This is a genomic window from Geobacter sp. (assembly GCF_027327745.1).
Taxonomy (GTDB): domain Bacteria; phylum Desulfobacterota; class Desulfuromonadia; order Geobacterales; family Geobacteraceae; genus Geobacter.
Genome location: NZ_DAHVYG010000078.1, coordinates 51,079 through 77,831, shown reverse-complemented (window position 1 = coordinate 77,831; position 26,753 = coordinate 51,079). Strand labels below are relative to the sequence as shown.

Below are 26,753 nucleotides of genomic sequence, written 5' to 3'. Positions count from 1 at the left end.
TCCCCATGGCACGGTCGCGCAAGATCGTCAGCGCCCGGGATCTGGACCTCCTGCGGCGGCTCCTCCGGGAGCGGACCGAGGAGCTGGAGCGGGCCAACGAGCGCCTCTTCATCGCGAGTCAGGTAAAGACCGAGTTTCTGGCCCACATGTCGCGGGAATTCCAGCGGCCGCTGGATCACATCGTCGACTTTGCCACCTGTTTGCGCGACGGGGCCATGGGGAGTGTGAGCCGGGAGCAGGGGATCTGCCTCGAAACGATCATCGCCCGGGGGAAGCGGCTCCAGCGGATGCTGGAGCGGGTGCTGGAGCTCTGCAGCAGCGACCTCGGGATGGCGGTCTTTCTCCCGAAGGAGTTCGCGGCGCGGGAGGTGGTCGAGCGGGTCGTGGAGCGGGTGCGGGAGGAGTCCGGCAAGCGGGAGGTGGCGATCGAGACGTCGTGTGCCGGCGCGGAGTGCACCGTCATGGCCGACGAGGGGAAGTTCTCCTTCATCGTCGAGGAACTGCTCACCAATGCCCTTAAGTTTTCGTCGCGGGGGGGGCGGATCACCATCGCCCTGCGGGAGGTTGCCGATCCTGCCGCGGCGGACCGGCACTGGATCGAGCTTCGCGTCACCGATGAGGGGCGGGGAATCGGTCAGGAAGAGTTGGAGCATATCTTCACCAGCTTCGAGGTGGGAGGGGGGATTGCCCGGGGGGCCGGAAGCCTCGGTCTGGGGCTCCCCCTCGTCAAGCGGTTCGTGGAGCTCCACGGCGGCCGGATTGCGGTGGAGAGTAGCAGCGGCATGGGGAGTACCTTCACCGTTTCCTTCCCCAAGAGGGGGGCGCACCCCCGTTTTTCCCGATCCCCGCGGGTACTGGTGGCCGAGCCGGACCCGGAGCGGCTGCGGCAGCTGGTGGCGCGGCTTAAGGATGCCGGCTGCACCACCGTTACCGCCGGAGACGGCCTGGAGGCCCTCGACAAGGGGATCGCCCTCGCCCCGGACCTCTGCATCCTCTCCCTGGCGCTGCCGGAGCTCGGCGGGAGCGACGTCTGCCTCCGGCTCAAGTCCCACGAGCGGAGCAAGCAGATCCCGGTCATCGTCACCTCCCCCCTTCCCGACCGCACGGCCAAGGTCCGGAGCGCCCAGGCGGGGGCAGACGGCTTCTTCGTCATCCCGGCCGAGCTGGGGGAGCTCCTCCTCAAGGCGCGGAGCCTCGCCGACCAGAAGCTCAGCTACGACTTCCTCAAGCGCAACTACGAGATTGCCGCCAGCGAGGCGTTCACCGATCCCCTCACCGGCCTCTTCAACCTGCGCCAGTTCTGGCTCAGCCTCGACCACGAGCTGGCCCGCTCCCGCCGCTACCGCCGTCCCTGCTCCCTCGTCATGATCGACATCGACCACTTCAAGCAGTACAACGACCGCCACGGCCACCTGAAGGGGGACGAGGTGCTGCGCGAGGCGGCGTCGGTCTTCCGCGGCTCGGTCCGGACCTCCGACATCGCGGCCCGCTACGGCGGCGAGGAGTTCATGGTGATCATGCCCGAGACCGACCGCGGCTTGGCGCTCATCGCCGGGGAGAAGCTGCGACGGGCCGTGGCGGAGTATCCGTTCCCCCTACAGGAGAGCCAGCCGGGGGGAAGACTCACGGTCAGCATCGGCATCGCCACCTTCCCCGAAGATGCCGCCGATTCCCGGGGGCTGGTGGATGCCGCGGACCGCGCCCTCTACCGCGCCAAGGAGGGGGGGCGAAACCGGGTGGTCGGTTTTGCCCCCTGAAGGCGTAAGGGGTGAGGGGTGGCGGAAACGGAGGCATGGGATATAATTAATTTATAAGAATCCTCGCGAAAGGAGATGACTCAGATGACAGCGACAAAGGCGGCTAAGCGATACGGCATCGAGGAGCATGGAAAGCGGACCACCCGCAGCACGGATGTCTACCTCCCCAAAGAGGGGAAGGAAGAGGTGGCGCTCTGTACGAAATGTGGGGCGGCTGCATGGGAGAAGCGTTGGTTTTTTGATGAGGCCGAGAAGGCGAAGCTGACTGCGGTGCATGCGGTCACCGAGATCACCTGTCCGTCGTGCCAGCGGATGAAGGACAACAACCCGGCCGGGGTCGTCACCTTTTCCGGTGACTATCTCCTCCAGCACGAAAATTTGATCCTGAACGCCATTAAGAACGTCGAGGCCAAGACCAGGACTAAAAACCCGCTGGCCAGGATCATGGAGATCAAGCAGGATGGCTCTGTCCTCACCGTGAACACCACGGACGAAAAGCTGGCGGAGAAGCTGGGGCGGGAAATCTACAAGTCCCACCATGGCAAGCTCAATTTCCAGTGGAGCGAGGATGAGAGCTTTGTGAGGGTCAACTGGTCGAGGTAGAAAAAGGGGAATGTCGAAAAAAGGAGGGAGGTATGTCTATCGGTCCAAGCTCCCGGAGTCGATGCCGTACCTCTCGCACACCGCAGCAAAGTCCCGGTCGACCGGCGCCGTCGCCGCCACCTCCCTGCCGTCCTCCCCCCGGAAGGTCATGGCGCGGCAGTGGAGCATCATCCGCGGCGCCTGCGCTCCGCCGTAGACCGTGTCGCCGATGATGGGAAGGCCGGTGTGGGCGAGGTGGACCCGAATCTGGTGGGTGCGGCCGGTGAGGGGACGCGCCTCCACGAGGGCTACCCCTTCTCCCCGGGCCAGGACGCGGAAGAGGGTCCGCGCCCCCTTGCCGGGGGTGGCGACCCCGTAGCGGGAGGGGGCGACCTTGGCGATGGGGGCGTCCACGGCCCAAAAGTCCTCTCCCGGCTGGCCGGCCACGACGGCCCAGTAGACCTTCTCCACCCTTCCCTCCTTCAGCTCGGCGGAGATGTGGGCCGCGGCGCGCCGGGTCTTGGGGAAGAGCATCACCCCGGAGGTCCCCCGGTCGAGGCGGTGGATCACCCGCGCCGGCTCCAGGATGCCGAGGGTCTTCAGGTATAGGGTCACGGCGTACTCCACCGTCCCCTTCAGCTGGTAGGGGGTGCGCTGGCAGTTGAGGCCTGCGGCCTTGTTCACCGCCAGGTATTCGGCGTCCTCGTAGAGGAGCTCTTCCTTCCCGTAGGCGAATTCCCGGTACCGCTCCGGCTCCATCACCCCGAGGACGACCTCGTCCCCACTCTTCAGCTGGCGGGAGGCGACCCGCACCATGGTTCCGGAGACGGCGCACCCTCCCCAGTCGATAATCTCCCTGATGCGGCTCTTCGACAGCTCGGGGAAGAGGCGCTTCGCCCCCTCATCGAGGCGCACGTCGGCGAGCTCCGGCCCCGCCTTCCCCTTCAGGATCATCTCTTCACCTCACTCGCCCGGAAAAGGGCGACTATCGTCTTGCCGTCGCAGATGCGGCCGTCGGCGGCCATCCGGATCGCCTCGGCGAGCGGCAGGCGCACCGTCTCGATATCCTCGTAGTGCTCCTGGTCCGCCTCCCCCTGGGTGAGCTCCGTGGCGAGATAGAGGTGGATCACCTCGTCGAAGACCCCCGGCGAGGTGAAGATGGTCCCGAGGGGGGTAAGCCGCCCGGCGGAGAGTCCCGTCTCCTCAGTCAGTTCCCGCAGGCCGCAGGCGGCAGGGTCTTCCCCCGGCTCCAGGCGCCCCGCCGGGATCTCCAGGAGCGTTTCGGCCACGGAGGGGCGAAGCTGGCGGATGAGGGTCACCGTCCCGTCGTCGTGGAGGGGGACAACGGCCACTCCTCCCGGGTGGCGCACCACCTGGAAGGTGTGCCACCCCTTGGCGCCGATTCGCACCTCCATCTGCTCCACGTCGATCACGAGCCCCTCGAAGAGGGTGGTTCTGTTGCGCGTTTCCATTGCTGCTCCCCGCTGGCGAAATGGGGGGAGGATAGCACCATCATCCGGGGATGGGAAGGGTTTTGGGGGACGGTGTGCGGGGGGCGGATCAGAGGGCGCAGCGGAGGAGCTTCGTCCCTTCCCGGAAGAGGATCTCGGCCTTGTTCGGCTTGATGACGGCGGTCACGACCCCGAGGCCGAAGGCGGGATGGGAGACGAGGATGCCGGCGCGCAGCTTGGCATCCATGGCGTAGGGGATCGCCTGGTCGGGATCCAGCTCCGCCATGCGGGCCTCCCAGAGGGCGGGAGCGGAGGGTGCCGCCTCCTTGCGGGGGCGCGGCGACGCCGTTTTTCCCGCCGCCGGCTGGCGGACGGGTTTTTTCTCCTCCCGGGGAGGGTGGTAGTTGTGCTGGCCGCCGCAGGTGTTGCACTGGACCCGCACTACCCGCTCCTCCACCATCGCCACGATGGTGTGGTTGAGAACGTCCCGGCAGCGGGTGCACCGTGCCTCTATGATATCTCCGGCGGAGCGGCGTCTGACTATCATCTTGTCGTACCTCGTCGTCTTTCGTGGTGAGCCTGGCAAAAAGACGGCGTTTATAGCACCTCCCGCCAAGGCTGTCAAGGAGCTTCCCACGACCCGCTGGACCTCGCTCCCCCACTCATGGTACCCTTTATCGGATTTTCTGTCAGCCATTTCCGCGGCGGGTGTGTCCGAAGCTCTCCCCGCCCGCCTGCGCGCATCGCGAAAGGATTACCAAGGCAATGAACGTCGAGCAGATGAAGAGCGTCCTGCGGGAGATCCTCACCAGGACCGACCTCACCCCCTGCGTGGTGGGGCACCGGGGGGTCGGGAAGACCGCCGGCATCATCCAGCTCTGCCGCGAGCTCGGGCGCCGCTACGTGCCGCTGCGGCTCGGGCAGATGGAGGTGGGGGACCTCGTGGGGATCCCGTACCGGGAGGAGGATGTCATGCACTGGTCGCGCCCGGGGTGGTGGCCCACCGACATCGATCCCGAAACGGTCATCCACTGTGACGAGCTGAACCGGGCCCAGCAGGAGGATACCCTCCAGGCGATCTTCCAGTTCGTGGAGCCGCCGGTGGAGGGGAAGCGCCGTGCGCTCCACGTCCACAAGCTCCACCCGAAGCACAAGGTGGTGGTGACCATCAACCCCCCCGACGGAACCTACCAGGTGGCGACCCTGGACCGCGCCCTCATCGACCGGATGGTGATGCTCTACGTGGAGAGCGACTACTCCTGTTGGGCCGCCTACGCCGCCGCCCGGGAGCTCGACCCCGGGGTGCGCCAGTTCCTGGCCGCCAACCGTGCGTTCCTCGCCAGCCAGGGAGGACCCCTGGAGATGGACGCCGAGCCGACGGAGCGGGGGTGGGAGATGGTGAGCATCCTCCGCCGGGAGTGCCGCTTTCCGAAGGAGCTGGAGATGGAGATCTACGCCGGGATCGTCGGGAAGGAGGCGGCCATCGCCTTTCTGCGCTGGTGCGCCGGGAACGCCGCGCGTCCCGTCACCGCCGCGGAGCTTCTGGCCGGCGGGGACGGCGTGTGGGAGAGGCTCGCGGCTCAGCGCGACGACCAGCAGGCGGTCACCATGAGCGACGTCGTGGCCACCCTCACCGCCGATCCGGCCCTTGGCACCGGGGAGGAGGAGAACCTGGTGCGCTACATCGACCTTCTGCCGCGGGACATGCGCTTCGGCCTCGTGAAGTCGCTCCTGCGGATTCCCCCCGTGGCCCTCCTCCTCTCCCAGGACAGATACGACGCCGTGGTGCTCGACGCCATCCGGCAGATCAGCGCGGAAGCCCAATGACCATCGCACCCCACCGGACAACCCTCGCCAACGGCCTGCGGGTCGTGGCGGTCGAGATGCCCCACCTCCACAGCGCCGAGATCGCCGTATACCTCCGGGTCGGCGGCCGCCACGACCGCCGGGAGAAGGCGGGGCTCGCCCACTTCCTGGAGCACATGCTCTTTCGCGGCACCGCCGAGCACCCCTCCAACCTGGAGCTGGAGGCCGCCTTCGAGGCGATCGGCGGCTGCATCAACGCCGCCACCGACGCCGAGACCACCTGCTACTACTCCCGGGTCCATCCGGACCACGTGGCCGAGGGGGTGCGGCTTCTGTCGGTCATGCTCGTCTCCCCCACCTTCCACGGCATCGAGGTGGAGAAGAAGATTGTCGCCGAGGAGGCGCTGGAGGATATTAACGAGGAGGGGGCGGAGATCAACCCCGACAACCTGGCGAGCAGCCTCCTCTGGCCGGCGCACCCCCTCGGGATGCCGACCATCGGCTACCTCGACACCATCGCCGGCTTCACCGAGGAAGACCTGCGGGAGCACATGGTCCGTCACTACGTGCCGGCCAACGCCGTGGTGGTTGCGGCGGGCCGGATCAAGGCCCCGGAGATCTTCGCCGCCGCGGAGCGCGCCTTCGGCCCGTGGCGCGGCCCCCTCCCCCCGGAGCAGCTCCCCGTCCCCGACGGGCAGGCGGCGCCCCGGACCGTCTTCGTGAAGGATGCCGACAGCCAGGTGGATCTCCAGATCGCCTTCCGGGGGTTCCCCCGCCTCGATCCCCGGGTGGTCCCGACCCGGCTCATCCGCCGCGTCCTGGCGGGCGGGGGGTGCTCGCGGCTCCACCTGAACCTGCGGGAGCGGCTCGGCATCGTCTATTCGGTCGACGCCCAGCTGGCGGCCTACGACGAGACCGGCTCCTTCTCCGTCGACCTCTCCACCGCGCCGGAAAACCTGGAGGTGGCGGTGGAGGAGGTGCTCCGGGAGACCGCCCGCCTGGCGCGGGAAGGGGTCGACGACGGGGAGCTTTGCCGGGTCAAGGAGGGATACTTCTTCGATCTCGCCTACAGCAGGGATTCCACGTTCGAGATGCAGGTGCGCTACGGCTGGGGGGAGCTGATGGGGCTGGTGAAGGGGGTCGAGGAGGATCAGGCGGAGGCCGCCGCGGTGGATGGGGCCACGCTCCGGGCCACGGCCCGGGAGCTCTTCTCCCCCCGGCGGCTTAACCTGGTGGCGGTGGGGCCGCTCAAAGGGAGCGTCAGGAAGAAGCTGGAGGCGATCGTCAGGCGGTACGAAACGGCATACTGAGGGGCACCCGCCCGACGGCCCGGGGAACGGGGAACGCGGATCCTATCTTGCCGCCGGTTCCCCTTTTTTCGTTTCGGAGCGGGCCTCCAGGACCTGGATCCCGATCCTTCCGACGAGCCTTCCGAGCGCCATCATCGTCTCGCCCCCCTCCCCTTCCACCAGCTTCACGTGGGTAACGTCGGCCGGCGCCTGGCCGAAGGTCGGGTCCACCGGGAGCCATTTCCCGGCCACGGCGCTTTCGGCCCAGCTGTGGAAGGAAAACCCCGTGCCGGGGAGATAGACGAGGCCGGAGACGAGACGGCTCGGGATGCCGGCGGCCCGGGCGAGGGTGCAGTAGAGGCGGGTCCGGGCCGGGGAATCCCCTTTGCGGGTCGCCAGGGTGTCGCGGGGCGAGGGGGTGTCGGAGGCTGCCTCCTCCTCGATGGTGGCGGCAATCCAGCGGGCCAGGAGGAGGGCCTGCTTTGCCGGCTCCTTTTCGCCGCCGACGATCTCCTGGGCGCGGGCCGCCATGGCGGGGTCCTCCACCGGGAGGCGGTCCGCCGGGGCGAGGTAGCGCTTCACGGTCTCTGCGTCGGCCGGGGCGGCTTCCGGCTCCGCCGCCGCCACGGCGAAGCGCACGGTGCCGTCGTCACGCCGCTTCGCCGCTGCCGGCAGGGGAAACGCTGCCGGAATCCCCTCCACGCCGATGACGAGCCGGGCAAGGGTTGCCGGTTCCAGGGGGGGAGTCACCGGCACGAGGCCGAAATCGCGGAGCGCATCCCGGCGCGCCACGGCCGCCGCGGCCAGGTAGCGCAGGGCGCTCCCCTCATCCACCCCCCTGGTTTCCACCAGGCCGTCCCGCACCGATTCCCGCAGGGTGTTCCCCGCCGGATCGACCCAGATGTCGTTGTCGACCATGGGATAGAGGTCGTTCCGGAGGTGGAGCGTGCTCTCCCCGCCGGGCATCGTCTCCACCCCCATCACCTCGATGGCGACGGACTTTATTTTCACCTCCTCCACGTCGAGCATTGGCACCTTTACCCCTTTCCCCGGCGCCGTTCCCCTCATGAGGGGGTAGAGGTTCATGGCGGCCGGAGGGTAGACCACCCCCTTCGCCTTGAGGAGCTTCTCCCTCCGTTTCCCCTTCGACACCACCGTGACCTTCACCCCCCTGGGGGTCGCCTCCCCGTCCAGGGTGAGGGGGGTGCCGTCGAGCACCTCCTCCACATGGAAAGAGCGGAGGGAGAGGTCGCGGTTCACGCGGTAGCGCTCCCGGGAGGTCGCCTGGCGGGAAAAGCCTAGGACCACCATCCTGACGCTCGACTCGGCGGTGATCTCGTATCCTTCCGGGGCCGCGGCGATCTCCTGCCGGGCAAAGCCGGTCCGCTTGCCATCGAAAAAGATGGCGAACCACCGGACGCCGAGGGGAGGGGCCGCCAGCCGCGGGATGGGGGATGGGGCGGCAACGGCGGTAGCGGCGGCGAGGATGGTGATGGAGAGGAAAACGGCGAGGGCGCCGTGGAATGGGGTGCGGTTCATGGGGATGGTTCCTCGTGCGGGGGAGGGAGCAGGCGGCGCCGTCTGCTCCCGGCAGTCCGGGTCACTCCGTGAAGATCGGCTCTTTGGCGGCTTCGGGCCTCTCTTCCTCACGGTCGAGGGGACAGCGGTCGGCGGGCGGGTCGCTCTCCGACTCCCCTTTCTTGAGGAGGAGTGAAACGTGGTCGAGTAGCTCTTTTCTGCCGGCGGGGCCGAGCCGGCGGAATTCGACAATGAGCTTGTGTTCGTCGAGGGTCAGGTCCATCGCGGGTCTCCTTCGGGATCGAGTCGGCGCCGGGACGCCGTGAAACAGGGCCGTTATACCATAAAGAGGAAGGGGTGGCAATCGGCGCCGGCGGTTCGGGGGAGTCCCGGTGCCGGTGAATCGCCGGTTATGAAAAAGGCTTAAATCTTAATGAGTTATGCAAGATATTTTCTTGCGAAGTGCAGGGCGGAGGGGTATACTAAAAATGAAAGAATTGCGAGGGCCGCAAGACCCTCATTATGCCCTAGTTGACTTTCCCTCCTAGTCGCTAGGGTGTTTTTTTGCCCCCTTCCCCTCTCTGGTGTCATTGGTGGCACACGATACCCATGGTGTGTCAATTGTTGCACAATCCTTCCGTTTGGATTATCCTGCAAGTTCGCATGCAATCCCAGTCACCCTTTCCCGAGGAACCATGGAACCGATCGTTACCGTCAAAGAGAGTTGCCGCAAGTGCTACCGCTGTGTCCGCAGCTGTCCCGTGAAGGCGATCAAGGTGGAGCAGAGCCACACTGAGATCATCTTCGACCGCTGCATCGGCTGCGGCAACTGCCTCAGCAACTGCCCCCAGCAGGCCAAGGTGGTGACCGACAAGGCCACCGTCACCGAGGAGCTCCTCGGTTCGGGAGGGGAGGTGGTTGCCGTCCTCGGTTCCTCGTTTCCGACCTATTTCCACAACGTGAAGCCGGGGCAGCTCGTGGGGGGGCTGAAGCGGCTCGGCTTCGGCGAGGTCCACGAAGGGGCCTACGGCGCCGAACTGATCGCGGCGGACTACGCCCGGATCACCGCCTCGGGAGACCGGCCCCATATCACTTCCCACTGCCCGGCCATCGTCGACCTGATCGAGCGCCACTACCCGAAGCTGCTGCCTTACCTCGTGCCGGTCGTGACGCCGATGGTGGCCATGGGGCGCTTTCTCAAGGGGATCCTCGGTCCCCAGTCCCGGGTGGTCTACATCAGCTCCTGCATCGCTGCGAAATTCGAAACCCAGATGCAAGAGACCCGGGGGGCGATCGACGTCGTGCTGACCTACCGGGAGCTGGACGAGATCTTCCGCAGCCGCGGCATCGTTCTCTCCTCCCTCGCCGAGGAGCCGTTCGACGGGGTCCCGCCGGGGAGCGGCCGGCTCTTTCCCCTCTCCGAGGGGACCTTCCGGGCCTTTTCCATCCCCGCCGACCCCTTTGACACCGAGATCGTCGCCGCCTGCGGGGAGGTGAACGTCATGGGGATCATCAACGATCTGGCGGCCGGCCGCATCTCCCCCCGGATCGCGGATCTCCGTTTCTGTTATGACGGCTGCATCGGCGGCCCCGGCCGCAACCGGACGGTGACCGAATTCTACCGCCGCAATCTCGTGATCAACCACTATCGGGAGTCGGTGCCGTACCGCACCGCGCCCCGTTACGAGGGGGCCCGCGACGCGGTGCCGCTCCAGCGCGCCTTCGCCAGCAAGCATGCGCGACTGGAGGCCCCCAAGGCGAACGACGTCAGGAAGATCCTCCAGGCGACCAACAAGTATTCCCTCAAGGACGAGCTGAACTGCCGCGCCTGCGGCTACGGGACCTGCCGCGAGTACGCGGTGGCGGTCTTCCAGGGGCTGGCGGAGATCGAGATGTGTCTTCCCTACACCCTCCAGCAACTGGAGGAGGACCGGGGGAGGCTGATCCAGAAGTATGAGCTGGCGCGCCGGGAGCTGGAGCGGGAGTACGGCGACGAATTCATCGTCGGCAACGACCGCAAGACCCTGGAGGTGCTCGACCTCATCAAGCAGGTGGGCCCCACCCCCACCACGGTCCTGATCCGCGGCGAGTCGGGGACCGGCAAGGAGCTCACCGCCCGGGCCATCCACCGCTACAGCAGGCGCAACGACAAGCCGCTGGTCACCGTCAACTGCACCACCATCACCGATTCGCTCCTGGAGAGCGAGCTCTTCGGCCACAAGCGCGGCGCCTTCACCGGCGCCATCGCCGACAAAAAGGGGCTCTTCGAGGCGGCCGACGGCGGGACGATCTTCCTCGATGAGATCGGCGACATCACCCCCAAGCTCCAGGCGGAACTGCTGCGGGTCCTCGACATGGGGGAGGTTCGCCCCGTGGGGGGGACGGCGGCCAAGAAGGTGGACGTGCGGCTCATCGCCGCCACCAACCGCAACCTGGAGGAAGGGGTGCGGGAGGGGTGGTTCCGGGAGGATCTCTACTACCGCCTCAACGTCTTCGCCATCACCATGCCCCCCTTAAGGAGCCGCGTGGAATCGATCCCGCTCCTCGCCCACCACTTCCTGGAGAAGGCGAGCACCAAGCTCAACAAGAAGATCGTCGCCATCGAGGAACGGGCCATCAAGGCGCTCATGCAGTACCCGTGGCCCGGCAACATCCGGGAGATGCAGAACGTCATCGAGCGGGCGTCGGTCCTGACCCACGACGACGTCATCCGCCACGAGAACCTTCCCCGGGCCTTCTCGGAAAGCTACGCGGACGACTCCCTGGCGGACCTCGACACCCGGAGCTCCTTCCGGGCCGAGCGGGAGCGCCATGTGGTCAAGCTGGAGAAGAAGCTCGTCCAGCGGTTTCTGGCCGAAGCCAACGGCAACGTCACCCGGGCGGCGAAGATGGCCAATATCCCCCGCAGGACCTTCTACCGTCTTCTCGACAAATACCGCCTCAAGGAGCGGGATGCCAGGGGGCGCCACCTGGTGGACGAGGGATAGCGCGGGTGTGCACTTTTGGCCACAACGTGTCATCCGTGGCACAGTAGTGTAAACAGAAAACCCTATTAGAATAAACCAACGTTTTAATAGCCCGTAATTTTAATGAGTTACAAAATCTTTTTCATTCCTCCGATTTTGGCATGCATATGGCTATGGTAGTTCTGTCAATTGCACGAGCCAATCAATACAAACCATACACGGAGGAAACAACCATGGGCAGAATGAGAGAAAATCCGCGCTACAACGTCATTTCCATGAGGATCAGCGACGAGGAGCGCGAGCGGCTTCAGCAGATCATGGAAACCACCAGCATGAGCGTCTCCGATATCATGCGGGAGGCGATGGAGCTGTTTACCGTCAGGCTTGAAAAGGGGCGGGAGGCCGATCAGAAGGCCGCCTGAAAAAGGAAACGGGCCGCCGCGACGCGGGACCCGTTCCTGTGGCGGTGGTACCAATTTGGCACACCTTGGGACGCCCTTCGTTCCAAAGGGGCACATCGTTCGAAAAAAAGCGGCGGGAGGGATCAACCTTCCGCCGCTTTTGCGTGTACTTCTCTTACTTCACGTTCCAGGTCGTCCCCTGGGGAGAATCGAGAAGGACGATGTTGTGGGCCAGGAGCCGGTCGCGAATCTCGTCGCTCCGTTTGTAGTCCTTGGCCGCCCGGGCCGCCTTCCGTTCGGCGATGAGCCGTTCGATCTCCTCCACCGTAATGTCCAGGCCGACTGTCTTGCGCCCCTTGAGGCGAGCGGTGAATTCCTCGGGGACCGAGGTGAAGATGCCGAGAATCTCCCCGATTTCCGTCACTTCCCTGCGGGCTGCGGCGAGGGCCTCGCGGGGGGCGGCGCCCGACGGCGCTCCCTCTGCCAGGGCCTTGTTGGCGGCCCGCACCAGGTCGAAGACGTAGCCCAGGGCCTGGGCCGTGTTGAAGTCATCGTCCATCGCCTCGCGAAACCGGGTCTGGAGCTGTTCGGCCTTCTCGGCCAGCTCCCGCTCGGACTCGGCCGGGGCCGGTGCCTGTGCCACGGATGGCACGCCGGCCAGAGCGGCGTCGATCCCCCCGAGGGTCTTGTAGATCCGCTCAAGCCCCGCCTCGGCCTCCTTCAGGTTCTGATCGGAAAAGTCGATGGGGGAGCGGTAATGGGCCGAGAGGAGGAAGAAGCGGAGCACCTCGGCGTCGTACTTTTCCAGGACCTCCTTGATGGTGAAGAAGTTCCCCAGTGACTTGGACATCTTCTCGGCGTTGATGTTCACGAAGCCGTTGTGGAGCCAGTAGCGGGCGAAGGGCTTGCCGTTGGCCGCCTCCGACTGGGCGATCTCGTTCTCGTGGTGCGGAAAGATCAGATCCTTGCCCCCGCCGTGTATGTCGAAGGTTTCCCCCAGGTACTTCATGCTCATGGCCGAGCACTCGATATGCCACCCCGGACGCCCCGCCCCCCACGGCGATTCCCAGTACGGCTCCCCCGGTTTCGACCCCTTCCAGAGGGCGAAATCCATCGGGTGGCGCTTCTTCTCCCCCACCTCGATCCGGGCGCCGGCCTGCATCTCCTCCAGGTTGCGCTTGGAGAGCTTCAGGTACGGGGGGAACTTCTCCACGCAGAAGTAGACGTCGCCGTCGGCGGCGTAGGCGTAACCCCGGGCGATGAGTCGCTGGATGACTTCGATCATTTCGGCGATATGCTCCGTTGCCTTGGGCTGGTGGGTGGGGAGCTCCAGGCCGAGGGCCGCCATGTCCTTGTCGAACTCGGCGATGAACCGCTCGGAGATGACGTTGAAGGGGACCCCTTCCCTGTTGGCGCGGTTGATGATCTTGTCGTCCACGTCGGTGTAGTTGCGGACGTAGGTCACTTCGTAGCCGCTGCGGCGAAGGTAGCGGTAGATCATGTCGAATACCACGTTGGCCCGGGCGTGGCCGATGTGACAGTGATCGTAGACCGTCACCCCGCAGACGTACATCCTGACTTTTCCCGGCTCCAGCGGGACGAACTCTTCCTTGGTTCCCGTAAGGGTATTATAGACTCGCAACGACATCGTTTTCTCCGCTTCGAAAGATAGGAAAGCCCGCTACCCTAGCACAGGGGAATCCCCCTTGTGAAGGGCGGATTAGCGGCGCCGGGACTCCAGGACCTTGCGTACCGTCGTGACCAGCTGCCACGGGGTGAAGGGCTTGTGGATGTAGGCGTCGCCACCCGACTCGGCCACGAGCCTTTTCAGCTCCTCCTCGCTCTTGGAGGAGAGGAGAACGATGGGAATCTCGCGGCTGAAGTCCTTTTCCCGCAGCAGCTTTGCCTTCTTGTTGCCGTCGAGCATCGGCAGCATCACGTCGAGGATGATCAGATCCGGCTTGCTGCGGGAAAAGATATAGGAATTCGCCTCGATGCCGTTGGAGGCGGTAAGCACCTCGTATCCCGCATCCTCAAGGGCGTCGCGCGCCATGGCGAGCACCAGTTCGCTGTCGTCTACCACGAGGATCTTGAGCTTTTCCAACCTTAGCCTCCCTGTACTGAGAATAGTTCGGTGATGATTGCCGGGATGGCGTCGAGGGGCGCGACCTGTCCGGCCGCGCCAAGGGCGATGGCCGCCCGCGGCATGCCGAAGATGACGGAACTCGCCTCATCCTGCACGATGGTCATCCCCCCCCGCTCCCGGATCTGCCTGAGCCCCTGGGCGCCGTCGCGTCCCATGCCGGTGAGAAGCACCCCGACGACCTCCTCCCCCTTCCCTTCCGCGAGGGAGCAGAAGAGCGGATCGATGGAGGGGCGGCAGCAGTTGACCGGCGGCGTGTCGAGGAGCCGGACCGCCCCCCCCGCGATGGTCATGTGGCGGTCGTCGGGGGCCACGAGGGCCTCCCCGGGCATGAGAATGTCACCCTCCCGGGCAAGCCGGACCTTGAGGGAGCTCTCATTGTCGAGCCACTGGGTAAAGCCGCGGGCGAAGCCGGAGGCGATGTGCTGCACGATGCAGACGGCCGCCGGAAAGCCGGGGGGAAGCGCCTTCACGATGCTCATCACCGCCTTGGGTCCCCCGGTGGAGGCGCCGATGGCAAGGACGCTCCGCCGGCACTCCGCCGGGGCGGGGGAGGGAACCAGCGGCTCCCGGCGCCGCCGCGGATGGTGGTGTATCACCTTCACCCGCGAGAGTATCCGGACGGTCTCCCGCAGCTTTTCGGCGAACGATACCCCGGTTCCGACCAGGTTCTCGGCCGGCTTCTCCATGACGTCGAGGGCCCCCGCCTTGATGGCGGCGAAGGCCAGGTCCACCTCCCGGTCCGTCACCGAGGCGGAGAGAACGAGAATCGGCGTGGGGGCGCGGGCCATGATCTCGCCGATGGCGGTCAGGCCGTCCATGACCGGCATGACGATGTCCATCACCACCAGGTCGGGCCTGAGGAGTTCCGTAAGCTCCACCGCCTCCTGGCCGTTGGCCGCCTCTCCCGCCACGGCGATATCGCCGCCGGCCAGGATGTCCTTGAGGATCGCCCGCACCAGGGACGAATCGTCAGCGATCAGTACACGAATCATGCAGCACTATCCTATCAGCGCCTCGACGGCGTCGAGGAGCGTTCCCTGCTCGAAGTTTCCCTTGACGATGTACGCCTGGGCCCCCGCCTCCATTGCCTGGCGCTTGTCTTCATCCTTGGCGAGGGAGGAGACGACGATGACCGGCACCTCGCGATAGTCGGGGATCGCCCGCAGACGGCGGGTCAGCTCGAAGCCGTCGATCCCCGGCATCTGGATGTCGGTCACCACGAGATCGAAGCGCTGCCGGCGGATCTTTTCGAGGGCGTCCTCACCCGAGACCGCCACCTCCGTTTCGTATCCCCGGGAGACGAGGATCCCCTGCTCCATGGCGCGGGTGGTGAGGGAGTCGTCCACCACGAGCACCTTTCCCCGGGTCCGGGCCGCCTGGAGCTCTGCCGCCGCCTGCCGGAAGCCGGTCCGAACCCCCCTCTCGGCCCGGGAGAAGAGCCACGGGACGCTCAGGATCGGTGCCGGCGTGCCGTCGCCGAGGATGGTGGCACCGGAAAGGGAGGAGGCTTCCCTGAGCTGCTCCCCTACCCCCTTTACGACCACCTCGGTGCTCCCGATGACCCGGTCCACGCTGCAGGCGAGAAACTGTTCCCGATGCCGCACCACCACAGCTTCGATCCTTCCCGACGGGGGGACCGCCGGCCGTTCCCCCCCGCCCAGGAGGGAGGCAAGGGGAACGAGGGGGATGGTCCCCCCTCGCAGGGTGACCACCTCGCGCCCGCCGGCGGTGACGATGTCGCCTGCCGCCACCTTGAACGACTCGGCCACGAAGGAGAGGGGGAAGGCGTAGGTTTCGCCGCCGCTGCGGACGAGCATGGCGTCGAGGAGCGCGAGGGTCAGGGGGAGCCTGAGGGAGATCACGGTGAAGCTTCCCGGGGTGCTCCGCAGGACGAACTCCCCCTTCACCCGCTCCACGTTCTGCCGGACCACGTCCATGCCGACCCCGCGACCCGAAACGTCGGTGATGAAGTCGCGGGTGGAGAAGCCGGGGGCCATGACCAGGTAGCGCGCCTCCTCATCGGAGAGGAGCTCCGCCTCCTCCTTGGAGACGATCCCCTTGCGGACTGCCGCCTCCCGCACGAGGACCGGGTCGATCCCCCGCCCGTCGTCCCGAACCTCGATCAGGACGCTGTTTCCTTCGTGGCACGCCGAGACGGTGATGGTCCCCCGCAGCGGCTTGCCGGAGAGGACCCGTTCGTCCTGGGGTTCGATGCCGTGGTCGACGGCGTTGCGCAGCAGGTGGAGAAGGACGGGCCTGAGCTCTTCGAGTAGCGCCCGGTCGAGTTCCACGGAGCTGCCGGTGACCCGGAATTCGACCTCCTTCCCCTGTTCCCTCGCCAGGTCCCGGACCATCCGCTCGAAACCGCCGGTGAGGGTGGAGAGGGGAAGCATCCGCAGCGTCATGGCATCGCCGTGGAGCTCCTGGGCCAGGGCCGACACCTCCCGGAACTCCCCTTCCAGATCGCGGTGAAACTGCCGCAGCGCCGTGGCGGTGGCGTCGTCGAGCCCCGCCGCCATCCCCTTGAGGGTGGCGAGCCGCTCCTCGATCCGGCTCCGGGCGATGAGGAGCTCACCCAGACGGTTCAGAAGCCGGTCGAGGGTCTTGACCCCGGCCCGGACCGTGTCGCCGAAACCTGCCTCGTCCCGGTCGACGGTCTTCGCCACCCCGCCGGCGGGGACCTCCCCCCGGTCGAAAGCGGCGAGAAAACCGTCAACGTCAAAGGCGGAGTCATCGCCCCGTCCGACGGCATCCACGAGGCGCGCGAGAGCGTCGGTCCCCGCCAGGAGGAGGTCGATCGTCGGGCCGTCGGCGGAACGCTTCCCCGCGGCGATCTCATCCAGCAGATCCTCCAGGCGGCTTCCGAGCTCCCCCACCCCGTCGTAGCCGAGCAGCCGCGCCGATCCCTTGACCGTGTGGGCAAAGCGCATCAGCTCCCGGACACGGCTGCGGTCTTCCGGGTCGCGTTCCAACTCCAGAAGCCCCTTCTGCAGGGCAGCGATCTGCTCGCCCGCCTCGCGCAGGAAGATATCGAGGTAGCGGGAATGGTCCGTCATTTACCCTCTTCTTCGCTCAGGTCCTTGAGACGCTCCGAAAGCTCGATGATCTCCGCCACTGCCTTCTCGGTCTCCTCGGCGCTGGCGGCCACCTGCTGGGCCACGTCCCGGACCTCGGCCATGGTCTCGGCCATCTGCTCGCAGGCCGAGGTCTGCTGCTGGGTCGAAAAGGTGATCTCCTTGGCCGCCCGGCCGGTCTCCTCCACCATCCGGAGGATGTCGCCGAAGGAGATCTGGACCTTGTCGACGAGGGCGCCGGCGGCGTCCACCGCCTTGGTCCCCTCTTCGGTAACGATGATGGTGGAGTTGGTCGCCTTCTGGATCTCCTCGATGAGGCCATTGATCTGGCGGGTCGCCTCCACGGTCCGCTCCGCCAGCCGTTTCACCTCCTGGGCCACGATGGCGAAGCGCTTCCCCGCCTCGCCGGCGCCGGCCGCCTCGATGGCGGCGTTGAGGGCGAGGAGGTTGGTCTGGTCGCTGATCTCGTCGATGATCCCGACGATGCCGCCGATCTTCTGGCTGTTCTCGCCAAGCTTGAGCATGCTCGCGGCGATCCCCTGGACCTGCTCCCGCACCCGGCGCATCCCGTCGGTGGCGTTGGTCACCTCCAGGCTGCCGGCGGTGCAGCTGCGGATGGTCTCCTCGGCCATCGACTCCACCGAGCGGGCGTTGTCGGTGATCTGCTTGGCGGTGATGGCGATCTCCTCGGAGGTGGTGGTCACCTCCTGGACGGCGGTGGCCTGCTGGGCCGCCCCCGACGACTGCTGGGCGCTGATGGCCATCATCTCGTTGGCCGAGGTGGAGAGGTGGACGATCGCCTCCTTGATGGAGGTGAGAAGCCGGCTGCTCTTGTCGATCTCCCCCTTGAGGTTCTTCACGATGCCGGTGGTCATGGTGTTGAACGCCTCGGCAAGGGTGCCGATCTCGTCGTTGCTCTCCACCGGAATTTCCTCGTCAAGGTTGCCGCCGGTAATCCGCCGTGCCGTGTCGGTGAGCCGCTGCAGCGGGCGGAGGTAGCGTCCCAGGACGACGAAGATGGTGAGGCTGGTGACGAGAAGGAGAACCGCCATCCCGATGATGATCTCATTGCGGACGGAGGCGACGTGCTGGTGGGTCTTCGTCATGGAGTAGCCGACGCGGAAGGCCCCCCAGTGTTTCCCGCTCACCGACACCGGGACCGAGATGTCCCACATCACCTCGCCGGTGTCGCGGGTGTAGACCTGCTTCAGGAGCTCCTGGCGGTTCTTGGCCGCCGCCATCCCCACCGCGTCGTTGAAGATCCGCTTCGTCCGGCTGTAGAGGAGGTCCTTCTCGCGGTCGCCGGTGAGGGGCTGGGAGTAGCGGGTGTTGTGGGTCGGGATGTAGCCGTTGCGGTCCTCAAGGACCGCGAAGACCACCTGGTCGTCCCGCAGGTACTCGTCGAGGATCGCCTGGAGTGCCGTATCGAGGTAGCGGTCGTAGCGGGTGTGGTACTTGGGGGGATCGGTGCCGGGGATCGGGACGTACTTCTCGTCGAAGATCTCCTCCTCCGTGAGGCGCCCGCTCCGGATGGCGTCGGCAAGGATCGCCTCCGCCATCTTGGCGCCGGTCATGGCCTCGATTCTTCCCCGGGCCAGGAGTTCCTCCTCCCGGGCCGCGCCGCGGGAGCGGACGAAGTAGACGGTGAAGGCGGTCATGATGAGGACCATGACGAGGATCAGGATGGCGGTGATCTTCACGGATAGCTTTTTGAACATGCCAGCTCCTTCTTTCTGGGCGAAGTTGCGCGTATGCGGTGCAGGTCAGTGGCCGGTGGCGGTGATGGCGGGGGACGCCAGCAGTTTCGGCAGGTCGAGGAGAAGAACCAGACGGTCGCCGTCGTGGATCTCGCCCCGAACGTACTCGCTGCGGGTGGCCCCGGCGGTTTCGTAGCGGTCAAGCGGCAGGGGGGCGATCCCGACGATCCCTTCGGTGAGGATGCCGGTCAGAAACTTCTCCCCCTTGACGACGACGATCCTCCCCCGCTCGCCGATTTCGGGGAGGGCGAGGCCCAGCAGCGGCCGGATGTCCACCGCCGCGGTGATCTCGCCCCGCAGATTGAAGATGCCGGTGATGACCTCCGGTACCCCCGGCACCCTGATCAGCTTCGGGATCCGGAGCACTTCGGCGGCGTGGACCGTCTCGAATGCATAGAGCTCCCCCCCGAGGAGGAGCGTCACGCATTCGAGCGTCTCCCCCGCCTCCTCCTGAACCTCGGAAACCCCGCGCCAGTACTCCTCCTTCATCCCGCTCAGGATGGAGTTGATGTCGTAACCGGTCTCCCGTTTCTCTTCCATATCCCGCTCCTGTTATGCCAGCTCGCTGCGGAGCAGCTCCAGCAGTGTTTCCCGCGGCATCCCCCCCGAGAAGGGGACCATCTCTCCGGCCGGCAGCCGCTCCAGCGCCCGCATGGCGTTGCGCAGCTCCCGCTCCCCGTCGCGGTTCCTGCCGAGCCGCGTGAGGAGGCGTCCCAGCGCGTAATGGGGCATGACCGCCTCCATGTCGAGGAGAAGCGCCCGGCGGTAGTCGGCCACCGCCTCCTCCGTCTCCCCCGTCGTCTCCCGGATGAGCCCCCGCAGCAGGTACGCCTCGGGAAGGAGATCGTCGATCGCCAGGGCCGCGTCGCAGTCGGCCAGCGCCTCGGCGAAACGGCCGCCGTTGGCGTGAATCGTCCCCCGGGCGAGGAGGGCCCCGGTGTGACGCGGCTCACTGAGGAGGAGCTCGTCGAGGAGCGCCGCGGCCCCTCCGTACTCCTCGGCGTCGAAGAGGATCCGCGCCTCCCGGAAGAGGTCCCGGGGACGCTCCTCCGCCGGGGCGGGGCGGGGCGGCCGGGACGCCGGCACCCTTCCAGTGCCCGCGGCGGGAAGAAACAGGGGGGGCGGTGGCTCGCGGAGCACAAGGCGCGGCATCGCCTCCCGGGGAAGGACGAACGGAGCCGTCGGGAGGGAGGCCGGCATCGCCCGCCGCGGCGTCGCCGCACCGTGCCCCTCCCGGCGGCGGTAATAGAAGCCGCTGCCGTGGGAGAAGCGTTCGAAGCGGGAGGAGAGCTGGAGCAGCGATTCCGAGTGGCCGAGAAAGAGGTAGCCGCCGGGAGTGAGGGCTTCTGCGAACTTTGCCACGAGTCGCTCCATGGTGGCAAGATCGAAGTAGATCATGACGTTGCGGCAGAAGATCACATCGAATCCCGGCTCCCCCTCCCCCGACGAGGGGAACTGCCCACCCTGCAGGTTCAGGACGCCGAATTCCACGAGTCGGCGCACCTCCTCGCCGATCCGCCACCCCGCGGCGCTCTTCGTGAAGTGGCGCCGCAGGCATTCCGGCGACGCCCCCCGCAGGGTCCGGTCGCCGTAGACCCCTTCCTTCGCCCGCCGGATGGAGGCGCCGTTCAGGTCGGTGGCGACGATGGCGATGTCCCACTCCCGCCAGTCGGGGAGGGTGTCGACGACGGTAATCGCCAGGGAGTAAGGCTCTTCGCCGGTGGAGCACCCCGCCGACCAGATCCGGAGCCGTTTCCGCCTCCCTTCCCGGCGGCCAGCGATCTCCGGGACGATGAACCGGCGCAGGGCGTCGAAGTGGTGGGAATAGCGGAAGAAAGAGGTCTCCCCCACGGTGAGGAAGGTGAGAAGCTTGGCCAGCTCCCCGCGCGGATTGGCGAAGCGGAGCAGATAGTCGAAATATTCGGTGAAGGAGCCGAGTTTCAGCGCCGCCATCCGGCTGCGGAGTCCCCGTTCCAGGAGTTTCAGGTTCCGCTGGTCAAAGTGGAGGCCGGTCTCGGCCTCGAGGAAATCGGCGAAGAGCCGGTGCGTATCCCCGTCCAGCGGCGCAGGGGCCGCCGTGAACGGTCCCTTGCGCCGCCGCAGGATGGCCAGATCGTCCCGGAGCCGTTCCGGATCCGGCGGCCGGGGGAGGACGTCGAAGGCGGAGAGGAGCTCGTGTTCCGCCACGGGATCGGCGGTTACTACGATCACCGGTACGGCACGGGTCTCCCTCCCCCGCTGGAGGCGGGCGATGACCGGTTCCGCCGAGGCCGGAGCGCCGGCGGGATCGAGAATGATGAGGTCGGGGGGACGGAGCCGGGCGGCTTCGACCCCTTCGGCCGCGGAGCGGGCCGTGGCTACGGCACATTTTTCGGCCGCAAGGGTTTGCGCGAGCAGTTCGCTCAGTTGCCCATCGCCGGAGATGATGAGGATGTTGGATGCGTGCATCGAGCCTCGGCGTTTTTACCCGGGTGTTACGCTCCCTTGCCTCCCTTGCTCCACGAGTCCCGCAGGGTTACGGTCCGGTTGAAGACCGGCGCCCCGGGACGGGTCTCCCGCAGGTCGGTGCAGAAATAACCCTGGCGCTCGAACTGGAAGCGCTCTTCGGCCCCGGCCCGGGCGAGGGACGGCTCCAGCCGGCAGTCGCGCAGGATCTCGACGGAGGCCGGGTTGATGGACGATTTCCAGTCGTCCCCCGCCGGGTTTGGCACCGTGAAGAGCCGGTCGTAGAGCCGCACTTCGGCGGTGACGGCATGGCGGGCGGAGACCCAGTGGATCACCCCCTTCACCTTCCGCTCGGCCCCCGGAAGGCCGCTGCGGGTCTCGGGGTCGTAGCTGCAGCGGATCTCCGTCACGGTGCCGGCGTCATCCTTCGCCACGCCGGTGCATTTCACGATGTATGCCCCCCGCAGCCGCACTTCCTGCCCCGGCGCCATGCGGTGGAATCCCTTTACCGGCACCTCCAGGAAGTCGTCCCGCTCGATGAAGAGCTCGCGGCAGAAGGGGACCGGCCGGCTCCCCAGCTCGGGACGCTGGGGATGGTTGGCGATGGCGAACTCCTCCACCTGCTCCTCCGGGTAGTTCTCGATGACGAGCTTTACGGGGCGAAGGACCGCCATGGCCCGGGGGGCCCGCTCGTTCAGATCCTCGCGGACGCTCTCCTCCAGGATCCCCATGTCGATCCAGCTGTCGCTCCGTCCGACACCGATCCGCTCGCAGAAGGAGCGGATCGACTCCGGCGTGTAGCCGCGGCGCCTGAGTCCCATGATGGTCGGCATCCGGGGATCGTCCCAGCCGGCAACGTCGCCATCCTGCACCAGCTGAAGGAGCTTTCGCTTGCTCATCACGGTATAGGAGAGGTTGAGCCGCGCGAACTCGTACTGCCGGGGCCGGGCGGGGACGGGAAGGTTGGCGAGGAACCACTCGTAGAGCGGCTTGTGGTCCTCGAACTCCAGGGTGCAGACGGAGTGGGTGACCCCCTCGATGGCGTCGGACTGGCCGTGGGCGTAGTCGTACATCGGATAGATGCGCCAGGCGTCCCCCACGTGGGGGTGCGGGGCGTGGATGATCCGGTACATGACCGGGTCGCGCAGGTTCATGTTGGGGGAGGCCATGTCGATCTTCGCCCGGAGCACCTTGGCGCCGTCGGGAAACTCGCCGGCCCGCATCCGGCGGAAGAGGCCGAGGTTTTCCTCCACGGTGCGGCCGCGGTACGGGCTCTCCTTCCCCGGCTCGGTCAGGGTGCCGCGGAGCTCCCGGATCTCGTCGGCGGAGAGATCGTCCACGTAGGCCTTACCCTGGAGAATCAGGCGCTCGGCCCACTGGTAGAGCTGCTCGAAGTAGTCGGAGGCGTAGTAGAGGTGCCTCCCCCAGTCGAAGCCGAGCCAGCGCACGCTCTCCTTGATCGATTCAATGTACTCGGTCTCTTCCTTCACCGGGTTCGTGTCGTCGAAGCGGAGGTGGCAGCGACCGCCGAACTCCTTCGCCAGGCCGAAGTTCAGACAGATCGACTTGGCGTGGCCGATGTGGAGGTAGCCGTTGGGCTCCGGCGGGAAGCGGGTGACGATGGTCTCGTGTTTGCCGCTCTGCAGGTCTTCCTGGATGATGTTGCGGAGGAAATTGGTGACTTGGGGTGTTTCGGTTGCCATGGATGCAATCCTTTGGGACGAAATTTCTGGTGGCTACTTCCGCTCCATCAGCACAACCGCGTACGCTGCGATCCCCTCGCCGCGGCCGGCGAAACCGAGCTGCTCGGTGGTGGTCGCCTTGACGTTGACCCGCCCGGTATCGGCCCCGAGGTCGGAGGCGATGTTCGCGCGCATCTCCGGGATGCAAGGGGCGAGCTTCGGGCGCTGGGCGACGATGGTGGCGTCCAGGTTGCCGAGGCGGTACCCCTGGCGGCCGGCGAGCTCCATCACGTGGCGCAGGAGTTTGCGGCTGTCGGCCCCCTTGTACTGGGGGTCGGTGTCGGGGAAGTGCTTGCCGATGTCGCCCAGGGCCAGGGCGCCGAGGATGGCGTCGGAGATGGCGTGGAGGAGGACGTCGGCGTCGGAGTGGCCGAGGAGCCCCTTCTCCCACGGGATGTCGACCCCCCCCAGGATCAGCTTCCGTCCCTCCACGAGGCAGTGGACGTCGTAGCCGTGGCCGATTCTCATATATTTGCCCTCTCCTTCAGAAAACGCGATTTTTTCGCAAGGTCAAGGCGATTCCAGGGATTGCGCGGAGGCGTACTTAGTGTACGCCGCACAAGCAAGACCGAAGATCAACGCCGAGATTGCGGAAAAGGCGCGGTTTCCCTCAAAAACGCCCCGGCGAGGATCATATCCTCCGGGGTCGTGATCTTGATGTTGCGGTAATCCCCCACGACGACCCGCACCTGCCGGCCGAGGCGCTCCACAAGCATGGCGTCGTCGGTGCCGAGGAAGCGCTCGGCGTCGGCCACTTCGTGGGCGGCGCGGATGACGGCGTAGCGGAACGCCTGGGGGGTCTGGGCGAGCCAGAGGGTCTCCCTGGGAGGGGTGGCGGTGATGACGCCCTCCTCCACCACCTTGACCGTGTCCTTGGCCGGCACCGCCACCAGGGCCCCGTCGCTTTCCCGTGCCACGGCGATTGCCCGGGAGAGGATATCCGCGGTGACGAAGGGGCGGACCCCGTCGTGGATCAGGACCACGTCGTCGTCCGGGGTCCCCTCCATGGCCCGCAGGCCGTTCAGGACCGACTGCTGGCGCTCCTTCCCCCCGGCCACGATCTGCCGCACCTTGGTAAAGCCGTAGCGCTCCACCACCTGTTCGCGGCAGTACGGGATCTCGTCCTCGGGGATCACGACGCAGATGCCGTCCACGAACGGTGCCTTCTCGAAGACCGACAGGGTATGGGCGAGGATCGGCCTGCCGTCCAGCAGGAGGTACTGCTTGTTGATGGAGGCCCCCATCCGCTTTCCCATGCCGGCCGCCGGGATCAGGGCAAAAACTCCCATGTCAAGACCTCAAGGCGCGCGCCCGGAAGCGCCGGGCGGGGTGTGGTGCGTCGAAACCGTGTTCAGAGCCGATTCCGGCGGAATTGTCCGATTATACAAAAGGAGCGGCAAAAAAACAGCACAAATTCACCCCTTCTGTCCCGGCGGGTGAAGGGGTGACGGGGGACGACCGTAGTCACCCCGTCACCTCCCGGAGGGATACGGCGAGAAGCGGCAGGTCGTCGTCGAGGAGGGTCCGGACGTCGAGAAGAAACCGCCCCCGGTGGATGCGGCCGACCACCGGCACCGCCCCCCGGCGGAGCCGCTCTTCCAGCTCCTGGGGGGAGAGGCCGCCGGCTTCCACCGCCACGAGGGTGGTCGGGAGCTCCAGGAGGGGATAGGCACCCCCTCCCACCTGGGAGATGCCGTCGACGAGCGTGAAGCGAATCTGCGCGGGGAGCGCCCGGCGAAGGCGCCGCAGGATCGTCCTCCCCCGCGCCCCGAGTTCCGAGGCCGAGGCGGTCAGCATCCGGATGGTCGGGATCTCCGTGCGGGCCAGCCGTTCGTCCCGGTAGAGGCGAAGGGTCGCCTCCAGGGCCGCCAGGGTGAGCTTGTCGATCCGCAGCGCCCGCAGGAGCGGGTGCCGCCTGAGGGGGGCGATGAATCCGGCGCGGCCGACGACGATCCCCGCCTGGGGGCCGCCGAGGAGCTTGTCGCCGCTGAAGGTGATGATGTCGACCCCCGCCGCGACGAACTCCTGCACAGTCGGCTCGCCGCAGATGCCGAAACGGGAGAGGTCCAGGAGGGAGCCGCTCCCGGCATCGGCCATGACCGGCACCCCGCTCTCCCGGCCGATGGCGACGAGCTCTGCGGGGGAGACCTCGGCGGTGAAGCCGACCACGGCGAAATTGCTGGAGTGGACCTTCAGGAGGAGGCCGGTCTCGGGGGTAATCGCCTCCCGGTAGTCGCGGGGATGGGTCCGGTTGGTGGTCCCCACCTCCCGGAGGATGGCTCCCCCCTGGCGCATGACGTCGGGAATCCTGAACGAGCCCCCGATCTCCACCAGTTCCCCCCGGGAGACGACGACCTCCTTGCCGGCGGCCAGGGCCGAGAGGGCCAGGAGCACCGCGGCGGCGTTGTTGTTCACCACAAGCGCCGCCTCCGCGCCGGTCAGCTCGCAGAGGAGCCTTTCCACATGGGAGTAGCGGCTTCCCCGCTCTCCCCGCTCCAGATCGAATTCCAGGTTCGAGTAGCCGAAGGCGATCTCGTCGAGGTGGGGCCGGACCTGTGCCGCCAGGGGGGAGCGCCCGAGGTTGGTATGGATCACCACGCCGGTGCCGTTCACCACGCGCCGAAGGCTCGGGGCGATCAGAAGGGCCAGCCCCCGTTCAATCCGGGCTGTCACCGCCGCTTCCGCCAGTTCCCCTTCGCCGAGGGTCTCCGCCCGGGCGGCGGCGCGCAGGGCGTCCAGCACGTCACGGACCACCGTCAGCACCGTGGGGCGGGGATGGCGGGCGAGGAGCTCCCGGACATCGGGCCATTGGAGGACCTTGTCAACCTTGGGGATGCGTTTGAGGAGCGTCACGGGTAGGGGACCTCCGGTCATGGGATACTTTCCTCAGTACCAGAACAGGTCCGGGGGTGTCAAGACGGCGGAGAGCCCAGGAGCCTGCCGGACTTAGGGGATCGTAGCGAGAGAATGGCAGATCGAGGACAGATTTTCGGGAATTTGAAGGCGAATAGTGGTTCTATTCGTCAAGAATTCCCGGAAATATGGACCGATTTGCCGTTCTCGCAGTAGATTCATTCCTAAGTCCGACAGGCTCCTAGAGATCGAGCTGGAGGGCCATGGCGCGGTCGGCGGGCTTCAGGACCGGGCGTCCCTCCCCCTCTTCCATGAGGACCCGGCCGCCGTATTCGGCGTTTTTCCGGACCAGGGATTCGGCCAGGTCGGCATTGCGCGCGCGGAACGCCTCGATGATCTTGTCGTGCTCCTGAACGGAGATGTGCATCCGGCCCGGCAGGCTCAGGGATGCGAAGCGGAGCCGCTGGAACTTGCGGACGAGATTGGAGACGAGCTCGTTGAGCTTGTCGTTGTCGGCCGCCTTGAGGAAGAGGTCGTGGAAGTCGGCGTGGATCCGGAAGAAGTGCTTGATGTCGCCGCCGTCGGCCAGGTGACGGAGCTTGTCGTTGATGGCGCTGAGCTTGTCGAGGTCCTTGCCGGAGAGCTTTTCGCACGCCCGGCGGGCCGCGTACCCTTCCAGGATGCTCTTGATGGCGTAGAACTCCTCGACGTCGCGGGGGGAGAAGGAGGTGACGACGGCCCCTTTGCGGGGGATGACGGTCAGGTATCCTTCCGACTCGAGCTGGCGGAACGCCTCGCGAATCGGCGTGCGGCTGATGCCGAAACGCTCGGCCAGGTCGGGCTCCGCCACCTTCTCGCCGGGCTTGAGGGCGCCGGTCATGATGGCGTCACGGATGGTCTCGAGGATCTTCTCCCTGAGGGTCAGGTGCTTTTCCATCATCTTTTTCATAGAACTCTCTCCCGGTG

The 26,753-nt window shown here is 66.6% G+C and carries 23 protein-coding genes; 6 read left to right on the top strand and 17 right to left on the bottom strand.

Going from position 1 to position 26,753, the window contains the following annotated elements; all coding sequences use genetic code 11:
• The first annotated feature begins 5 nt into the window (after positions 1 to 5).
• Together M6689_RS14370 and M6689_RS14365 are read left to right on the top strand one after the other, a co-directional pair.
• Positions 6 to 1,757: a diguanylate cyclase gene (locus M6689_RS14370; RefSeq protein WP_298273104.1), complete on the top strand. Its 1,752-nt coding sequence runs from the start codon at positions 6 to 8 to the stop codon at positions 1,755 to 1,757.
• Between the two features lie 84 nt (positions 1,758 to 1,841).
• Positions 1,842 to 2,360 carry a BCAM0308 family protein gene (locus M6689_RS14365; RefSeq protein ID WP_298273103.1) on the top strand — a complete coding sequence of 173 codons (519 nt, stop codon included), beginning with the start codon at positions 1,842 to 1,844 and terminating at the stop codon, positions 2,358 to 2,360.
• 36 nt (positions 2,361 to 2,396) lie between these two features.
• On the opposite strand, the gene M6689_RS14360 is transcribed toward M6689_RS14365, so the two are convergent.
• The 3 genes from M6689_RS14360 to M6689_RS14350 all read right to left on the bottom strand — a co-directional run bounded on the left by M6689_RS14360 (position 2,397) and on the right by M6689_RS14350 (position 4,337).
• Positions 2,397 to 3,293 (bottom strand): RluA family pseudouridine synthase, encoded by an 897-nt coding sequence (locus M6689_RS14360; protein WP_298273101.1) that lies wholly within the window; start codon positions 3,291 to 3,293, stop codon positions 2,397 to 2,399.
• A complete protein-coding gene (locus M6689_RS14355) occupies positions 3,290 to 3,811 on the bottom strand; it encodes an NUDIX hydrolase (protein WP_298273099.1) in 522 nt (173 codons plus the stop codon). The genes M6689_RS14360 and M6689_RS14355 overlap by 4 nt, the downstream gene beginning before the upstream one ends.
• Positions 3,812 to 3,899: 88 nt before the next feature.
• Positions 3,900 to 4,337: a hypothetical protein gene (locus tag M6689_RS14350; RefSeq protein WP_298273098.1), complete on the bottom strand. Its 438-nt coding sequence runs from the start codon at positions 4,335 to 4,337 to the stop codon at positions 3,900 to 3,902.
• Between the two features lie 218 nt (positions 4,338 to 4,555).
• On the opposite strand from M6689_RS14350, the gene M6689_RS14345 reads away from it, so the two are divergent.
• Both M6689_RS14345 and M6689_RS14340 read left to right on the top strand, forming a co-directional pair.
• The gene (locus M6689_RS14345) at positions 4,556 to 5,617 is read left to right on the top strand and encodes a hypothetical protein (RefSeq protein WP_298273097.1); all 1,062 of its coding nucleotides are present in this window, start codon (positions 4,556 to 4,558) and stop codon (positions 5,615 to 5,617) included.
• Entirely contained in the window at positions 5,614 to 6,906 is a 1,293-nt protein-coding gene (locus tag M6689_RS14340) for a pitrilysin family protein (protein ID WP_298273095.1), read from the top strand. Before M6689_RS14345 ends, M6689_RS14340 begins: the two co-directional genes overlap by 4 nt.
• A 42-nt stretch (positions 6,907 to 6,948) precedes the next feature.
• Here M6689_RS14340 and M6689_RS14335 read toward each other — a convergent pair whose 3' ends face one another.
• Both M6689_RS14335 and M6689_RS14330 read right to left on the bottom strand, forming a co-directional pair.
• The gene (locus tag M6689_RS14335) at positions 6,949 to 8,424 is read right to left on the bottom strand and encodes a transglutaminase-like domain-containing protein (RefSeq protein WP_298273094.1); all 1,476 of its coding nucleotides are present in this window, start codon (positions 8,422 to 8,424) and stop codon (positions 6,949 to 6,951) included.
• 61 nt (positions 8,425 to 8,485) lie between these two features.
• A complete protein-coding gene (locus M6689_RS14330; protein WP_298273093.1) occupies positions 8,486 to 8,686 on the bottom strand; it encodes a hypothetical protein in 201 nt (66 codons plus the stop codon).
• 412 nt (positions 8,687 to 9,098) lie between these two features.
• Between M6689_RS14330 and M6689_RS14325 the strand changes: the two genes are divergently transcribed.
• A complete protein-coding gene (locus M6689_RS14325) occupies positions 9,099 to 11,390 on the top strand; it encodes a sigma 54-interacting transcriptional regulator (RefSeq protein ID WP_298273092.1) in 2,292 nt (763 codons plus the stop codon).
• A 212-nt stretch (positions 11,391 to 11,602) separates the two neighbouring features.
• Complete coding sequence (locus M6689_RS14320) at positions 11,603 to 11,791, top strand: ribbon-helix-helix protein, CopG family (protein WP_298273091.1); 189 nt, start codon at positions 11,603 to 11,605, stop codon at positions 11,789 to 11,791.
• 154 nt (positions 11,792 to 11,945) lie between these two features.
• Here the strand turns inward: M6689_RS14320 and cysS are convergent, their stop codons facing one another.
• The 12 genes from cysS to M6689_RS14260 all read right to left on the bottom strand — a co-directional run bounded on the left by cysS (position 11,946) and on the right by M6689_RS14260 (position 26,736).
• Complete coding sequence (gene cysS / locus M6689_RS14315) at positions 11,946 to 13,418, bottom strand: cysteine--tRNA ligase (RefSeq protein WP_298273089.1); 1,473 nt, start codon at positions 13,416 to 13,418, stop codon at positions 11,946 to 11,948.
• A 72-nt stretch (positions 13,419 to 13,490) separates the two neighbouring features.
• The gene (locus tag M6689_RS14310) at positions 13,491 to 13,874 is read right to left on the bottom strand and encodes a response regulator (RefSeq protein WP_298273088.1); all 384 of its coding nucleotides are present in this window, start codon (positions 13,872 to 13,874) and stop codon (positions 13,491 to 13,493) included.
• A 2-nt stretch (positions 13,875 to 13,876) separates the two neighbouring features.
• Positions 13,877 to 14,908, bottom strand: a complete 1,032-nt coding sequence (gene cheB / locus M6689_RS14305) for a chemotaxis-specific protein-glutamate methyltransferase CheB (RefSeq protein WP_298273087.1) — start codon at positions 14,906 to 14,908, stop codon at positions 13,877 to 13,879.
• Positions 14,909 to 14,914: 6 nt separating this feature from the next.
• The gene (locus M6689_RS14300) at positions 14,915 to 16,972 is read right to left on the bottom strand and encodes a hybrid sensor histidine kinase/response regulator (protein WP_298273086.1); all 2,058 of its coding nucleotides are present in this window, start codon (positions 16,970 to 16,972) and stop codon (positions 14,915 to 14,917) included.
• Positions 16,969 to 18,708, bottom strand: a complete 1,740-nt coding sequence (locus M6689_RS14295) for a methyl-accepting chemotaxis protein (RefSeq protein WP_298273084.1) — start codon at positions 18,706 to 18,708, stop codon at positions 16,969 to 16,971. The genes M6689_RS14300 and M6689_RS14295 overlap by 4 nt, the downstream gene beginning before the upstream one ends.
• Positions 18,709 to 18,753: 45 nt before the next feature.
• Positions 18,754 to 19,287, bottom strand: coding sequence for a chemotaxis protein CheW (locus M6689_RS14290; protein WP_298273082.1), 534 nt, complete (start codon positions 19,285 to 19,287; stop codon positions 18,754 to 18,756).
• Positions 19,288 to 19,299: 12 nt separating this feature from the next.
• Complete coding sequence (locus M6689_RS14285) at positions 19,300 to 21,195, bottom strand: CheR family methyltransferase (RefSeq protein WP_298273080.1); 1,896 nt, start codon at positions 21,193 to 21,195, stop codon at positions 19,300 to 19,302.
• Between the two features lie 26 nt (positions 21,196 to 21,221).
• Positions 21,222 to 22,895, bottom strand: coding sequence for a glutamine--tRNA ligase/YqeY domain fusion protein (locus M6689_RS14280; RefSeq protein WP_298273079.1), 1,674 nt, complete (start codon positions 22,893 to 22,895; stop codon positions 21,222 to 21,224).
• A 33-nt stretch (positions 22,896 to 22,928) separates the two neighbouring features.
• Entirely contained in the window at positions 22,929 to 23,402 is a 474-nt protein-coding gene (ispF, locus tag M6689_RS14275; protein WP_298273077.1) for a 2-C-methyl-D-erythritol 2,4-cyclodiphosphate synthase, read from the bottom strand.
• A gap of 107 nt (positions 23,403 to 23,509) precedes the next feature.
• Positions 23,510 to 24,223, bottom strand: a complete 714-nt coding sequence (gene ispD, locus M6689_RS14270) for a 2-C-methyl-D-erythritol 4-phosphate cytidylyltransferase (protein WP_298273076.1) — start codon at positions 24,221 to 24,223, stop codon at positions 23,510 to 23,512.
• Between the two features lie 175 nt (positions 24,224 to 24,398).
• Entirely contained in the window at positions 24,399 to 25,787 is a 1,389-nt protein-coding gene (gene selA, locus M6689_RS14265; protein WP_298273130.1) for an L-seryl-tRNA(Sec) selenium transferase, read from the bottom strand.
• Between the two features lie 241 nt (positions 25,788 to 26,028).
• Positions 26,029 to 26,736 (bottom strand): GntR family transcriptional regulator, encoded by a 708-nt coding sequence (locus M6689_RS14260; RefSeq protein ID WP_298273074.1) that lies wholly within the window; start codon positions 26,734 to 26,736, stop codon positions 26,029 to 26,031.
• Positions 26,737 to 26,753: the final 17 nt, after the last annotated feature.